At 72.6% G+C, this 14,251-nt stretch carries 14 protein-coding genes; 5 read left to right on the plus strand and 9 right to left on the minus strand.

Annotated features, from left to right (window positions below; genetic code table 11):
• Positions 1 to 912: 912 nt before the first annotated feature.
• Together ABZ117_RS07890 and ABZ117_RS07895 are read left to right on the plus strand one after the other, a co-directional pair.
• Entirely contained in the window at positions 913 to 1,476 is a 564-nt protein-coding gene (locus ABZ117_RS07890; RefSeq protein WP_356818467.1) for a VanZ family protein, read from the plus strand.
• A gap of 110 nt (positions 1,477 to 1,586) precedes the next feature.
• Positions 1,587 to 1,790 carry a PspC domain-containing protein gene (locus tag ABZ117_RS07895; protein ID WP_356818468.1) on the plus strand — a complete coding sequence of 68 codons (204 nt, stop codon included), beginning with the start codon at positions 1,587 to 1,589 and terminating at the stop codon, positions 1,788 to 1,790.
• A gap of 84 nt (positions 1,791 to 1,874) precedes the next feature.
• Here the strand turns inward: ABZ117_RS07895 and ABZ117_RS07900 are convergent, their stop codons facing one another.
• A complete protein-coding gene (locus tag ABZ117_RS07900; protein ID WP_356818470.1) occupies positions 1,875 to 2,258 on the minus strand; it encodes an ATP-binding protein in 384 nt (127 codons plus the stop codon).
• A 150-nt stretch (positions 2,259 to 2,408) separates the two neighbouring features.
• Positions 2,409 to 3,596, minus strand: a complete 1,188-nt coding sequence (locus tag ABZ117_RS07905; RefSeq protein ID WP_356818471.1) for an adenosine deaminase — start codon at positions 3,594 to 3,596, stop codon at positions 2,409 to 2,411.
• A 133-nt stretch (positions 3,597 to 3,729) separates the two neighbouring features.
• On the opposite strand from ABZ117_RS07905, the gene ABZ117_RS07910 reads away from it, so the two are divergent.
• On the plus strand, positions 3,730 to 4,491 hold the full coding sequence (locus ABZ117_RS07910) for an alpha/beta hydrolase (protein ID WP_356818473.1): 762 nt from the start codon (positions 3,730 to 3,732) through the stop codon (positions 4,489 to 4,491).
• 139 nt (positions 4,492 to 4,630) lie between these two features.
• Here the strand turns inward: ABZ117_RS07910 and ABZ117_RS07915 are convergent, their stop codons facing one another.
• On the minus strand, positions 4,631 to 5,590 hold the full coding sequence (locus ABZ117_RS07915) for a LysR family transcriptional regulator (RefSeq protein WP_356818475.1): 960 nt from the start codon (positions 5,588 to 5,590) through the stop codon (positions 4,631 to 4,633).
• A 62-nt stretch (positions 5,591 to 5,652) separates the two neighbouring features.
• On the opposite strand from ABZ117_RS07915, the gene ABZ117_RS07920 reads away from it, so the two are divergent.
• Positions 5,653 to 6,942 carry an MFS transporter gene (locus ABZ117_RS07920; RefSeq protein WP_356818477.1) on the plus strand — a complete coding sequence of 430 codons (1,290 nt, stop codon included), beginning with the start codon at positions 5,653 to 5,655 and terminating at the stop codon, positions 6,940 to 6,942.
• 106 nt (positions 6,943 to 7,048) lie between these two features.
• Positions 7,049 to 8,062, plus strand: coding sequence for a sigma-70 family RNA polymerase sigma factor (locus ABZ117_RS07925; protein ID WP_356818479.1), 1,014 nt, complete (start codon positions 7,049 to 7,051; stop codon positions 8,060 to 8,062).
• Here ABZ117_RS07925 and ABZ117_RS07930 read toward each other — a convergent pair.
• The 6 genes from ABZ117_RS07930 to ABZ117_RS07955 form a co-directional block, all read right to left on the minus strand.
• Positions 7,946 to 8,335 carry an STAS domain-containing protein gene (locus ABZ117_RS07930; RefSeq protein WP_356818480.1) on the minus strand — a complete coding sequence of 130 codons (390 nt, stop codon included), beginning with the start codon at positions 8,333 to 8,335 and terminating at the stop codon, positions 7,946 to 7,948. The two genes, ABZ117_RS07925 and ABZ117_RS07930, sit on opposite strands and share 117 nt — an antisense overlap.
• A gap of 93 nt (positions 8,336 to 8,428) precedes the next feature.
• Positions 8,429 to 9,706 carry a thymidine phosphorylase gene (locus tag ABZ117_RS07935; RefSeq protein WP_356818822.1) on the minus strand — a complete coding sequence of 426 codons (1,278 nt, stop codon included), beginning with the start codon at positions 9,704 to 9,706 and terminating at the stop codon, positions 8,429 to 8,431.
• 78 nt (positions 9,707 to 9,784) lie between these two features.
• Complete coding sequence (locus ABZ117_RS07940; protein WP_121787236.1) at positions 9,785 to 10,192, minus strand: cytidine deaminase; 408 nt, start codon at positions 10,190 to 10,192, stop codon at positions 9,785 to 9,787.
• Positions 10,189 to 11,475, minus strand: coding sequence for an ABC transporter permease (locus ABZ117_RS07945; RefSeq protein WP_356818482.1), 1,287 nt, complete (start codon positions 11,473 to 11,475; stop codon positions 10,189 to 10,191). The genes ABZ117_RS07940 and ABZ117_RS07945 overlap by 4 nt, the downstream gene beginning before the upstream one ends.
• On the minus strand, positions 11,475 to 12,599 hold the full coding sequence (locus ABZ117_RS07950; RefSeq protein ID WP_356818484.1) for an ABC transporter permease: 1,125 nt from the start codon (positions 12,597 to 12,599) through the stop codon (positions 11,475 to 11,477). Before ABZ117_RS07950 ends, ABZ117_RS07945 begins: the two co-directional genes overlap by 1 nt.
• On the minus strand, positions 12,596 to 14,122 hold the full coding sequence (locus ABZ117_RS07955; protein ID WP_356818823.1) for an ABC transporter ATP-binding protein: 1,527 nt from the start codon (positions 14,120 to 14,122) through the stop codon (positions 12,596 to 12,598). The genes ABZ117_RS07950 and ABZ117_RS07955 overlap by 4 nt, the downstream gene beginning before the upstream one ends.
• Between the last annotated feature and the right edge of the window lie 129 nt (positions 14,123 to 14,251).

The following is a 14,251-nucleotide window of genomic DNA, read 5'->3' on the forward strand; positions in this document are numbered from 1 at the left end:
CAGCGAGGGCTGCGGCGGGGGGGCCGGGCGCGCGTATGGGTCCGGCACGGGCCGGGCGCGGGCGTCCGTCCGCGGCGGACCGGGCGCGGGCGTCCGTCCGCGGCGGGCCGGGCACAGGCGTCCGTCCGCGGCGGGCCGGGCACAGGCGTCCGTCCGCGGCGGGCCGGGCACAGGCGTCCGTCCGCGGCGGGCCGCCCGGGGCCCACTGCCGGCCGGTGGTGGGCATGACTCCGTGGCGGGCCGCCCGAAGGCCCAGTGCCGGTCCGCGGTGGGCTGGGCGCCCAGCGGGGGCCGTCGCCGGCCGGGTATGGGCATGCGTCCGTGACGGGCACTCAGGGGCTCACCGCCAGTCGGTGATGGGCCCGGCGCACACCCGGGGAGCGTGAACCAGCCGGGCGGCATCGTCCATGGCGGACCGCCGGCCTGTACTGGGCCGGGGCAACCCCGACGCCCACCCGGGGCACGTGAACCAGCCGGGCGGGGGCGAAGTCCGTGGTGGACCGACCGGGCCTGTACTGGGCCGGGGTATCCCCGACGCCCACTGAGGACCGCGACCGGCCGGGCCCGGCGTCCGTCCGGGGCGGGGCCACCCGGCGGGCCAGTACCGGCCCGTGGTGACCTCCACACCCACCGGGCGCCGTCGCCGAGCGGGCACAGGGCGTGGGTCCGTGGCGGGGCAACCGGGGCTCGAAGCCGGGCCGTGGTCGGCTCGGTGCGTGCCCCGGGCCCGTGACCGGCCGGGCGCGGGTGTCGGTCCGGGGCGGGCCGCCCGGGGCCCCGTACCGGGCCGGGGGGACCTCGACGTCCGGCAGGGGGTCCGGGGGCGGGCGCCGGTCCGGACCGGCGCGGTGGGTTCGCGGCGGGATGTTTCGTTGCGGAACCAAGCGCACCCGGCCCGGCGTCTAGGGGGGCGTGCAGCGTCAAGGCTCCATCGGCGGCAGCGCCGCGATACGCATCCGTGTGACGGGAGGTGTCCTCCTCGTCGCACACCTCGCTCTCGTCGCCTGGCTGATGCTGCGCCCTCTGGACGTCCCCTGGGTGATGCCCCCGAACCTGCGCCCGCTGGCCGGCATCCGTGCCGACCTGGCGCTGGGCTGGCCGGGGGCCGTGCGACCGCTCGGGGAGGGCCTCGCTCTGCTCGCCCCGCTGGGCGTGCTGCTGCCGATGGCGCACGGCAGGCTGGCCGTGTCCCCGCCGGCGTCCGCGGTCCGTACGGCCGCGACGGGCACCCTGGTCTCCCTCGGCATCGCCCTGCTCCAGACGGGAGTGCCGGGCCGGGTCGTCGACGTCGACTCGCTGCTGCTGAACACGGCGGGGGTCGCCCTGGCCCACTTGGCCGTCGTCCCCGCGGCCCGCGCCTGGCTGCGGCGGCGCGGCGTGCGGGAACCGGGCGCGGCCGGGCCGTCGGTCACCGTCCAGGACGGGCTGTCTCAGGGGCGTACCCCGACGATTCCCAGGGTCGGGATCGCCCCGTAGAGCGATGCTTCGTCCCCTTGGTCCACCTACCGTGGAAGACAGCTGGGGACGCCACCCGGGCGACCCCGCCCCCGGCCCGGAAACGGGCCGGCGACCACGGAGGAGCCCTCATGAGCGCCCTTGCCCGTCCCACCCACGGCCGCGTGATCGGCGGAGTGTGCGCCGCGCTGGCACGGCGCTTCGGCACCTCCGCGACGACGATGCGGGTGATCTTCCTGCTGTCCTGCCTGCTGCCCGGCCCGCAGTTCCTGCTCTACATAGCGCTGTGGATCCTGCTGCCCTCGGAGGACGGCTCTCGCACCCCCGCCTGGTGAGTCGGGGCCGGAGCGGACGGGCACACCACGGGGGCGCTTCCGGGCCTGCCGGAGCGCCCCGCCCGCGTCGTGCGGAGGCCGGCGTCAGCCGAGCGGGATGCCGTTGACCGGCAGACCGTGCGTGGGCAGACCCTTGAGCGGCAGTCCGCCGAGCAGTCCGCCGACCGGTCCGGCCGGGCCCTTGCTGAGGGTGCTCTCGGCGACCGGCTGGGCGGCGGCCAGGCCCTTGCCGACGACCGGGAGCGCGGCGGCGACACCGCGCTTGGCCACGGGCTTGAGCACCTTCATCGCGCCGCTGTCGGGCAGGGCGTCGACGACCTGCTCGGGCGGCAGCGCCTTGGTGACGGTGTTCAGGGTCTGGCCGGCGTCCGGGGTGACCGGGGCCGCGTTGGCCGCACCCGCGCCCACGGCGGCGACGGCGGCACCGAGGGCGGCGACGCCCAGAGTCTTGGCAGCAGACTGCTTCATGGTGAATGCGTCCTTGAATACGGAGACGGGAGATCACAAACGATCCGAGCGGTCCCCGACCTAAACACGCCGGCTCACCCGCCGCAAACACCGAAATACGGCCACTTGATGGAGACGTGTCCGCATTCCGGGTCGACGGGTGTCGCGCGGCTACCCCTGCGCCCCGGCGGAACCGCTGGTGGAAGCGGTCTGCTGGAACAGCCATTCGGATTTCAGCTCGGCATATCCGGGCTTGATCACGTCACTGATCATCGCGAGTCGTTCATCGAAAGGGATGAACGCTGATTTCATCGCATTGACGGAAAACCACTGGAGGTCGTCGAGCGTGTAACCGAACGCCTCGACGAGGTGCTCGAATTCCCGGCTCATCGTGGTGTGCGACATCAGCCGGTTGTCGGTGTTCACGGTGGCCCTGAAGTGCAGCCGGCGGAGCAGCCCGATGGGGTGCTCGGCGTAGGAGGAGGCGGCCCCGGTCTGGAGGTTGGAGCTGGGGCACAGTTCCAGCGGGATGCGCTTGTCCCGGACGTAGGAGGCGAGACGGCCGAGGACGACCGAGCCGTCCTCGCGGACCTCGATGTCGTCGATGATCCGCACCCCGTGCCCGAGCCGGTCGGCGCCGCACCACTGCAACGCCTGCCAGATGGACGGCAGCCCGAACGCCTCGCCGGCGTGGATGGTGAAGTGGTTGTTCTCCCGCTTCAGGTACTCGAACGCGTCCAGGTGCCGGGTGGGCGGGTAGCCGGCCTCGGCACCGGCGATGTCGAAGCCGACCACGCCAAAGTCCCGGTGGCGGTTGGCGAGTTCGGCGATCTCCAGGGAGCGGGCCGCGTGCCGCATCGCGGTCAGCAGCGCGCCGACCCGGATCCGGTGGCCGTTCTCCCGGGCGAGCCGCTCGCCCTGCCGGAATCCCTCGTTCACGGCCTGCACGACCTGCTCCAGGGTCAGGCCCCCGTCGAGGTGCTGCTCGGGCGCGTACCGCACCTCGGCGTAGACGACCCCGTCCTCGGCGAGGTCCTCGGCGCACTCCCGGGCGACCCGTACCAGGGCGTCCCGCGTCTGCATGACGCCGACGGTGTGCCGGAAGGTCTCCAGGTACCGTTCCAGCGATCCGGAGTCGGCGGCCTCACGGAACCAGATCCCCAGCTTGCCGGGGTCGGTCTCGGGAAGACCGTCGTAGCCCGTCTCCCGGGCGAGTTCGACGACGGTCCCCGGGCGCAGCCCGCCGTCGAGATGATCGTGCAGCACCACCTTGGGCGCCCGCCGGATCTGGTCCGGCGTCGGAACATGGACCGGGATGGCCGCCGGCACGGCCCCCGTCGGTGCAGTCTGGCTCGTCATTTCCGCACTCTAACTCCTACGCGCGTAGAACGCTGGGGGCGCGCACAGCCGGTTCCCGGCGCTTTTCCGTCGATACGCAACGGTGACCGCACGTACGGGTTTCGTACACCGCGCCTTCTGACACTGTTCTGTCATGGGACAGCAAGCGACTCCGGTCCGAACGGCCGGGCTGGGAAGGGCAGTCGGCCCGGAGCCGACGTCGGTGAGCGGAGCGGTGCTGCTGCTCCCCGGCGGGGAGGAGGTCTCCGCCCGCCGGCCGTCCCCCGTGCGGGCGTTGACCCTGATCCGCTCCCTGGGCCGCGCGTTCGCCCGCGCGGGCCGGGCCGAGGGCCTGGCCGTCCATCCCGTCCACTACCGCTACCGGGGGTGGAACGGCAGCGAGGCGCATCTCGCGGCGGACGCCGGCTGGGCCGCCGACGAGGTCGTACGACGGTACGGGGACGTGCCGGTCTGCCTGGTCGGCGTGGACATGGGCGGGCGTGCGGCGCTGCGGGCCGGCGGTCACGAGGCCGTCAACTCCGTGGTGGCCCTGGCCCCCTGGCTGCCGGAGGAGGATGTCGCCGTGTCCGCCGAACCGGTGAAGCAGCTGGTCGGGCGCCGGGTGCTGATCGTGCACGGCACCAACGACGAACGCACCGATCCCGAGCTGTCGTTCCGCTTCGCGGCGCGGGCGAAGAAGGTGAACCGGGAGGTGTGCCGGTTCGAAGTGCACTCCGACGGCCACGGGTTGCACGGACACCGGGCAGAAGTGGTGAACCTGGGAGTGGACTTCGTCCTCGGGGCCCTGTTCGGCTGCCGGGTGTCGCGGCCGGTGGAGGACGCGCTGGCCGCGCCGCCGCCGATCGGCCTGCGAATGCCGCTGGCGGCGGGGTTCGGCAGGTCACTGAACCGCTGAGGCGGAGCGGGCGGTGCGGGTCGGGACACCTGGCCGTGTCCCTGGCCCCGGCCTTCCCTCGGCCCTGACCTCCTCTCGGCCTTGGCCCTGACCTTCCCTTGCCTTGGCCCCACCCTTCCCTCGGCCTTTGTCGACCCGCCTAGGGAAGCAGGCTTCCCCGGCGGGAGAGCAGGAACTTCTTGAAGGCCGCCACGGGCGGGGTGTCCGGGCGGTCCGCCAGCCAGGCCACGCCGATCTCGCGGGCCGCCCTCGGGGCCGTGACCGTCAGTTCCACCACCCCGGGGCGGGGGACGGTCGGCGGTGGCAGGAGCGCCACTCCCAGCCCGGCCGCCACCAGCCCTCGAAGCGTCTCCGCCTCCTCGCCCTCGAAGGCGACGCGGGGTTTGAAGCCGGCCTCGCGGCACAGGTCGTCCGTGATCCGCCGGAGGCCGTAGCCGGGCTCCAGGGTGACGAAGGTGTCGTCGGCCGCCTCGGCCAGGCGGACGCGGCGGCGGGCGGCCAGCCGGTGGTCGGCGGGGACGACCAGGCGCAGTTTCTGCTCGTCCAGGCGGCGGGCGACCAGGTCGGGGGCGTCGGGGACGGGCGAGGTGAGGCAGAGGTCCAGCTCCCCGGCGCGCAGCCCCTCCAGCATCGCCTCACCGTAGTTCTGCACGAGGCTGAAGCGGACGCGCGGATGGTCGGCGCGGAAGGCGTGCAGCAGGCCGGGGACGGTCTCGGCGCCCATGGTGTGCAGGAAGCCGAAGGCGACCTTGCCGGTGGCCGGGTCGGCGTCCGCGCGGATCTCCCCGGCGGCGCGCCCGACCTCGGCGAGCGCCCGCTCGACGGAGGCGAGGAGGGTACGGCCGGCGGTGGTCAGGGAGACCGTACGGCCGTGGCGGGCGAACAGGTCGACACCCAGGTCCCGCTCCAGCCGGGCCATCGCCCGGGACAGCGTGGACTGCGGGACGTTCATCTCCTGCGCCGCCCGGGTGACGTGCTCCGTGCGGGCCACACCGGCGAAGTAGGCGAGGCGGGGGGCCAGCAGCCGTACCGTCTCCGCCATGTCTTCTGTGTCACCGGACGGTGACAGCCGCCCCTGTGACCTCTGCTGATGCGCCATGGGAACGATTATGACGATTCCATGCATTGGACGCATGAGGGGGGTCGTCCTACGGTCGAGGCATGTCTCCCGCCAGTACCCCGGCGTCCGCCAGCGTGGGCGCCGTCTCCCCCGTCCCTCCCGCCGGCAACGGCTCCGACTCCCGGCTGACTCCGGGCGGCCCCGGCTACCGCCGGATGAGCCTCGCCCTCTTCCTTGCCGGAGTCGCGACCTTCGCCCTCCTCTACTCCACCCAGGCCCTGCTGCCGCTGATCTCCGGGGAGTTCGGGGTCCAGGCGAGCGAGGCGAGCTGGACGGTGGCCGCCGCGACCGGCGGGCTGGCCCTGTTCGTGCTGCCGATGAGCGCCCTGTCGGAGCGGTTCGGCCGCCGTACGGTGATGACGGCCTCGCTGGCCGTCGCCGTCACGGTCGGCATGCTGGTTCCCTTCGCGCCGTCGCTGGGCGCGCTGGTCGTGCTGCGGGCGGTGCAGGGCGCCGCGCTGGCCGGGGTCCCGGCCTCGGCGCAGGCCTATCTGGCCGAGGAGGTGCGGCCGAAGGCGCTGGTCACGGCGATCGGGCTGTTCGTGGCGGGCAACAGCGTCGGCGGGATGAGCGGCCGGGTGATCACCGGCTGGGTCGCGCAGGAGTGGGGCTGGCGGGTCTCGGTCGGTGTGATCGGCGCGCTCGCGGTCGGGTGCGCGGTGGCGTTCCGGCTGCTGCTGCCGGCCCCGCGGCACTTCACGGCGGGCTCACTGCGCCCGCGGGTCCTGCTCGGCACGGTCCGCGGCCACCTCTCCGACCCGCTGCTGCGCCGCCTGTACGCGATCGGCGCGCTGTTCATGACGGTGTTCGGCGGCGTGTACACGGTGATCGGGTACCGGCTGACGGCGGAGCCGTTCGGGCTGCCGCAGGGGATCGTGGGCTCGATCTTCCTGGTCTACCTGGTGGGCACGGTCTCCGCGTCCACCGCGGGCCGGCTGGTGGGCCGGTTCGGCCGCCGGGGCGCGCTCTACCTGGCGGGCGGCACGACGGCGGCGGGCCTGCTGTTCTCCCTGGCGGCATCCCTGCCGCTGGTGCTGCTGGGCCTGGTGCTGATCACGGCGGGGTTCTTCGCCGGGCACGCGGTGGCCTCCTCGGCGGTCAGCAGGACGGCCACCCACGGCCGCGCGCAGGCTTCGGCGCTGTACCAGTCCGCGTACTACATCGGCTCCAGCGTCGGCAGCACCGTCGGAGCGGTGGCGTTCCGCTCGAACGGCTGGTCCGGCACGGTCGGTGTCGGCCTCCTCGCGGTCATCGGCGTCGTCGCGATCACCGTGCTCGGCAGCCGGGCGGCCCGGGTGGCGGCCCGGCGGGAGCCGGTGGGCGCCCACTGAGCAGGCCCTTTTCGCACTCGGGGGGCCGTTGTCAGTGGGCTGCGGTAGCTTCCAGGTGGTGGGGCGCGAAGACGCGCGGAAGCACGGCCACAGGGGTGGGTGGACGATGGGCGACAGCACGGCGACGGCGGACCTGGACGTCGCACTGGAGAAGCACCGGACCGAGCTGACCGGGTACTGCTACCGGATGCTCGGTTCCTCCTTCGAGGCAGAGGACGCGGTGCAGGACACCCTGGTGCGGGCCTGGCGCAGTCACGACAAGTTCGAGGGCCGGTCCTCCCTGCGCTCGTGGCTGTACCGCATCGCGACGAACGTGTGCCTGGACATGCTGACGGCCGGCAGCAAACGGGCGCTGCCCATGGACCTGACCGAGTCGACCCCCCTCGCCCGTGCGGCGCTCACGCCGCGCCCCGACAACACCTGGCTGGAGCCGATGCCGGACGCGCGTGTGCTGCCGACGGCCGGCGATCCGGCGGAGGCCGCCGTCGCGAAGGAATCCGTCCGGCTCGCCTTCATGGCCGCCCTCCAGCAGCTGCCGGCCAAGCAGCGGGCGGTGCTGATCCTGCGCGAGGTGCTGGCCTGGCGGGCGAGCGAGGTCGCCGAGCTGCTGGACACCACGGTCGCCTCGGTGAACAGCGCCCTGCAGCGGGCCCGGGCCACGCTCGCGGAGCGCGCGGACGCGGGCGCCGAGGGCGCGGTGTCCGACCCGCTGGACGAGGAGCAGCAGAGACTCCTGGAGCGCTACGTCAAGGCGTTCGAGGGGTACGACATGACGGCGCTGACGGCGCTGCTCCACGAGGACGCCGTCATGACGATGCCGCCGTTCGACCTGTGGCTGCGCGGCACCGCCGACATCACCGGCTTCATGACGACCATCGGTGCCTCCTGCGCCGGTTCCCGCCTGCTCCCGGTGCAGGCCAACGGCCTGCCGGGCTTCGCGCACTACAAGCCGGACCCGGGAAACGGCGGGTTCAGCCCGTGGGCGGTGCAGGTGCTGGAGATCTCAGACGGCCGGATCACCGGTTTCCACTGCTTCCTCGACACCCAGCGCTGGTTCCCCCTGTTCGGGCTGCCCCTCCATCTGGAAGCGGAGGCCGACGAGGTCCAGCAGGGCGGGTAGCGCGGGGCCGGCGCCCCGCAGCCGGATCCGCCCGCCGGCCCGGCGGGCGGCCAGCTCCAGCCGCGCCAGCAGGTCGACGGCCGCGAGTCCCGGCGGCCCGAGCCGGCCGACGTCACAGACGACGACACGTCCCCCGCCGCCGTCCTCCAGCAGCGCCCGCACGCCGTCGCACAGCCCGCTCACCTCGTCACGGCTGACGGGCCAGGGCAGCACAAGAACGGCGGGAATCTCGGCATCCACGTCCGTTAGACCGACGGGACGGACGGAACTCATCGCCGTGCCGTGGCGAGGGCCGTCGAGTCCCAGCATGCCGAACGGGACCGGCGGAGGTCACCGGTCCCGTTCACCCGCAGGGGGAGACAAACGTCAGGCGATGCGCTCCAGCACCACCGGCGTCGCCGTGAAGTCGGTGCCGGGGGCCGCGATGTCGTACGAGCCCGTCACCGCCTGGAGCGCGTAGTCGAAGCGCTCGGGGGTGTCTGTGTGCAGGGTGAGCAGGGGCTGGCCCTCGGTCACCGTGTCGCCGGGCTTGGCGTGCAGTTCCACGCCCGCCGCCGCCTGCACCGGGTCCTCCTTGCGGGCGCGGCCGGCGCCCAGGCGCCACGCGGCGATGCCGATGCCGTAGGCGTCCAGGCGGGTGAGCACGCCGGAGGAGGGGGCCTTGATGACGTGCTGCTCCTTCGACGTGGGCAGCTCGGCGTCCGGGTCGCCGCCCTGGGCGGCGATCATCCGGCGCCACACGTCCATCGCGGAGCCGTCGGCCAGGGCCTTCGCGGGGTCCGCGTCCTTGATGCCGGCCGCGTCGAGCATCTCGCGCGCCAGGGCGACCGTCAGCTCCACGACGTCCGCCGGGCCGCCGCCCGCGAGGACCTCGACCGACTCGCGGACCTCCAGGGCGTTGCCCGCCGTGAGACCGAGCGGGGTGGACATGTCGGTGAGGAGCGCCACCGTCCGCACGCCGTGGTCCGTGCCGAGGCCGACCATCGTGGACGCCAGCTCGCGGGCGTCGGCCAGCGTCTTCATGAAGGCGCCGGTGCCGACCTTCACGTCCAGGACCAGGCTGCCGGTGCCTTCCGCGATCTTCTTCGACATGATCGAGGAGGCGATCAGCGGGATCGCCTCGACGGTGCCGGTCACGTCCCGCAGGGCGTACAGCTTCTTGTCCGCGGGGGCCAGGCCGTCGCCCGCCGCGCAGATCACCGCGCCGGTGGTGTCGAGGACGTGCAGCATCTCCTCGTTGGAGAGCAGGGCGCGCCAGCCGGGGATGGACTCCAGCTTGTCCAGGGTGCCGCCGGTGTGGCCGAGGCCGCGGCCGGAGAGCTGGGGCACGGCGGCGCCGCAGGCCGCGACCAGCGGGGCCAGGGGCAGCGTGATCTTGTCGCCGACGCCGCCCGTGGAGTGCTTGTCGGCCGTCGGACGGGAGAGCGCCGAGAAGTCCATGCGCTCGCCGGAGGCGATCATGGCCGCGGTCCAGCGGGCGATCTCGCGGCGGTTCATGCCGTTGAGCAGGATCGCCATGGCGAGCGCGGACATCTGCTCGTCGGCGACCTCGCCGCGGGTGTACGCGTCGATGACCCAGTCGATCTGCTCGTCGCTCAGCTCACCGCGGTCCCGCTTGGTGCGGATGACGGAGATGACGTCCATGGCCATGGCTGATGGCTTCCTTCCGGGAGGTGCGAAGTGCACGGCCCCCCTGAGCGGTTCAGGGGGGCCGTACGGGAGTTACTTGGTGAGATGGTCCGGGCCGAAGGCCTGGGGCAGCATCTCGGCGAGCGGGAGGACGCCCGCGGGGGTGTCGAGCAGCAGGTCCGGGCCGCCGAACTCGTAGAGCAGCTGGCGGCAGCGGCCGCACGGGACCAGCAGGGCGCCGGTGCCGTCCACGCAGGTGAAGTGCGTGAGCCGGCCGCCTCCGGTGCGCTGGAGCTGCGAGACCAGGCCGCACTCGGCGCACAGGCCGAGGCCGTAGGAGGCGTTCTCCACGTTGCAGCCGGTGACCGTGCGGCCGTCGTCGACCAGGGCCGCCACGCCGACCGGGTAGCCGGAGTAGGGGGCGTAGGCGTGGGACATGGCCTCCCGCGCCTCGGCGCGCAGCGCCTCCCAGTCGAACCCGTCCGCCGGTGTCGCCGTCACTTGCCCTGGCCCTTGCGGTAGCGCATGCCGTCCGCCTTCGGCATCCGCAGGCGCTGCGCGGACAGCGACAGCACGAGCAGCGTGACGACGTACGGGGTGGCGCCCACGAAGTCGCTGGGGACCTCGTCGGTGACCAGGTACCAGACCAGGACCAGCGCGGCCATGACGGCGCTGATCACGCCCTGCCACAGGGCCTTCTTGTACAGCTTCCAGCCGGCCAGCAGCGCGAGCAGGACGACCAGCAGCAGGAGCAGGGCGTGGACGGTGACGCCGCCGTTGCGCAGCTGGAGCGCGTCGGAGTAGCCGAACAGGCCCGCGCCCATCGCGAGGCCGCCGGGGCGCCAGTTGCCGAAGATCATGGCCGCGAGGCCGATGTAGCCGCGGCCTCCGGTCTGGCCCTCCAGGTAGGTGTGCGAGGTGACCAGCGCGAGGAACGCGCCGCCGAGGCCGGCGAGACCGCCGGAGACGGCCACGGCCGCGTACTTGTAGCGGTAGACGTTGACGCCGAGCGACTCCGCGGCGGTCGGGTTCTCACCGCAGGAGCGCAGCCGCAGCCCGAACGGGGTGCGCCACAGCAGCCACCAGCTGCCGACGAACAGCAGCACGGCCAGGAGCGTCACCACGGACAGGTTGGTGATCAGACCGCCTATGATGCCGGCCAGGTCGGAGACGAGGAACCAGTGGTGCTTCTCGACCGACGCGAGGGCGTCCGAGAGACCGGGGAGAGTGACGTCGGGCAGCGAGTTCACGGGCGGGGACTGCTTGGGGTTGCCGCCCGCCTCCGCGGCCGAGCCGCCGGCGAAGAACAGCTTGGCGAGGTACTGGGTGGCGCCGAGCGCGAGCAGGTTGACGGCGACACCGGAGACGATGTGGTCGACGCCGAACGTCACGGTGGCGACGGCGTGCACCAGACCGCCGAGGACACCGAAGCCGATGCCGCACAGCAGGCCGAGCCAGGGGCTGGACTGCCAGCCGATCCAGCCGGCGCCGAAGGTGCCGAGGATCATCATGCCCTCGAGGCCGATGTTGACGACACCGGCCCGCTCGGACCACAGGCCGGCGAGACCGGCGAGGCCGATCGGGACGGCGAGGGCCAGCGCGGCGGCGACCTGTCCGGCGGAGTCGAGCTGGTTGGCGCCGGTGATCACGCGGACTGCGGCGAGGAGCAGCAGCGCGCCCGCGACGATCATGAGGGTCAGGCCCAGGGAGCGGCCGGAACGCTGGGGGGCGCCCGGTGCCCTGGGAGCCGCCGGCGGCGGCGCGTCGGTCATCGTGGCAGTCATCACGCCACCTCCTGCTTCTTCGTCGCGGCGGCCTGGGCGGCGAGTTCGGCGCCCACCTTCTGCTGCTGGCGCTTGATGCCGTAGCGCCGTACGACCTCGTAGGCGATCACGACGCAGAGGACGATGACGCCCTGGATGACGCCGAGGATCTCCTTGTCGTAGCCCTGGAACTCCAGGTGGTTGGTGGTGCGCTCCAGGAAGCCCCACAGCAGCGCGCCGAGGGCTATGCCGATCGGGTTGTTGCGGCCGAGCAGCGCGATGGCGATGCCGGTGAAGCCGATCCCGCTGGGGAAGCTGTTGTCGTACTGGTGGCTCTCGTTCAGCAGGGTCGGCATGCCGATCAGGCCGGCCACCGCACCCGAGATGATCATGCTGGTGGCGATCATCTTCTTCACCGAGACACCGCTCGCGGAGGCGGCGCTCTCGGACTGGCCCACGGTGCGCAGGTCGAAGCCGAACCTGGTGCGGCCGAGCACGAACCAGTACGCGACACCGACGAGCACGGCGACGACGATGAAGCCGTCCAGGACACCGGCCGGGCCGGTGTCGATGTTGAAGAAGTGCGCGGACGACGGCAGCGGCTTGGTGGACACCAGGGTGCCCGCCTCGTCGAGCTGGCCGAGCTTTCCGGGCTGGAGCAGGTAGCCGATGATCGCGGTGGCGATCGAGTTCAGCATGATGGTCGCGATGACCTCGCTGACACCGCGGGTCACCTTCAGGACGCCGGCGATGGCCGCCCACAGGGCGCCGGTCGCCATGGCGCAGATGATGATCAGCGGGATGGCCAGCCAGCCGGGCACGGTGAGCGCCCCGCCGAGGACGGCGGCGACGAACGCGGCGAGCCGGTACTGGCCGTCGACGCCGATGTTGAACAGGTTCATGCGGAAGCCGACGGCCACCGCGACACCCGCCAGGTAGTACGTCGTCGCCTTGTTCAGGATGAAGACCTGGCTGTCGCTGGCGAAGCCGTAGGTCACCATGTCGTGGAAGGCGGGGCCGGGGTTCTTGCCGGTCGCGGCGATCACCAGGGCGGTGACGACGAGCGCGGCGACGACCGCCAGCAGCGGCGCCGCGATCCCGAGGAGCAGCCGCTCCTTGTCGATCCGTGAGGTCAGCTTCTTCATCGCGCGTCGTCCTCTGTGTGCTCCAGGTGCCCGGTGGCCGCACCCGTCATGGCGGAGCCCAGCTCTTCGGGGGTGATCGTGGCGGGGTCGGCGTCGGCGACCAGGCGGCCGCGGTACATCACCCGCAGGGTGTCGGAGAGCCCGATCAGCTCGTCGAGGTCGGCGGAGATGAGCAGCACGGCCAGGCCGTCGCGGCGGGCCTCGCGAATGTAGTCCCAGATCGCGGCCTGCGCGCCGACGTCCACACCACGGGTGGGGTGGGCGGCGATGAGCAGCTTGGGGTGGTGGCTCATCTCGCGGCCGACGATCAGCTTCTGCTGGTTGCCGCCGGACAGCGAGGCCGCGGTGACGTCGATGCCGGGGGTGCGGACGTCGTAGGCCTCGACGATGCGCTGGGTGTCGGCGCGCGCCGCCTTGGGGTCGAGCAGCGCGCCGCGCGAGTTGGGCTTCTCGGTGACGTGGCCGAGGATGCGGTTCTCCCACAGCGGTGCTTCCAGCAGCAGGCCGTGGCGGTGGCGGTCCTCGGGGATGTAGCCGATGCCGGCCTCGCGGCGGTCGCGGGTGGGGGCCTGCGAGATGTCGGTGCCGTCGAGACGGACGACGCCGGCGTCGGGCCGGCGCATGCCCATGATCGCCTCGACCAGCTCGGACTGGCCGTTGCCCTCCACGCCGGCGATGCCCAGGACCTCGCCCTTGTGGATGGTGAAGGAGACCTCGTCCAGGATGACCCGCTCGACGCCGTCGAGGTCGGTCTGGGTGAGATGCACGCCGTCCAGCGTCAGCATCGGCACCTCGGTGACCGTGGACTCCTCGGTCTCGGGCGTCGGCAGTTCGCTGCCGACCATCAGTTCGGCGAGCTGCCTGGGCGTGGTGCCCTTCGGCTCGACCGTGCCGACGGTGGTGCCGCGCCGGATGACGGTGATCTCGTCGGCGACGGAGAGCACCTCGCCCAGCTTGTGGGAGATGAAGATGACGGTGAGGCCCTCGGCCTTCAGCTCGCGCAGGTTGGCGAAGAGGGCGTCGACCTCCTGCGGCACCAGGACGGCGGTGGGCTCGTCCAGGATGAGGGTCCGGGCACCGCGGTAGAGGACCTTGAGGATCTCCACGCGCTGGCGGTCGGCGACACCGAGTTCCTCGACCAGGGCGTCGGGGCGGACGCCGAGCCCGTAGGCGTCGGAGATCTCGTTGATCCTGGCGCGTGCCTTGCCCCCGATGCCGTGCAGCTTCTCCGCGCCGAGGACGACGTTCTCCAGCACGGTGAGGTTGTCGGCGAGCATGAAGTGCTGGTGCACCATGCCGATGCCGCGGGCGATGGCGTCGCCGGGGTTGTGCAGGACGACCTGTTCGCCGGCGACGGTGATGGTGCCCTCGTCCGGCTGCTGCATGCCGTAGAGGATCTTCATCAGGGTGGACTTGCCGGCGCCGTTCTCACCGCACAGGGCATGGACGGTGCCCGTGCGGACCGTGATGTCGATGTCGCGGTTGGCGACGACGCCGGGGAAACGCTTGGTGATGCCGCGCAGTTCGACGGCAGCGGGAGGGCTGGACGCGTTGATGGCGCACTCTCCTCGGGGAAAGGGGCTGCGGGGAGGGGGCAGGCGTCGGCGACGCTAGCGCGGCAACTCCGTGCTACACGCGTAGAGTTGACACAT

Origin of the sequence: Streptomyces sp. NPDC006309 (assembly GCF_040613095.1) — a bacterium.
Lineage (GTDB): Bacteria > Actinomycetota > Actinomycetes > Streptomycetales > Streptomycetaceae > Streptomyces.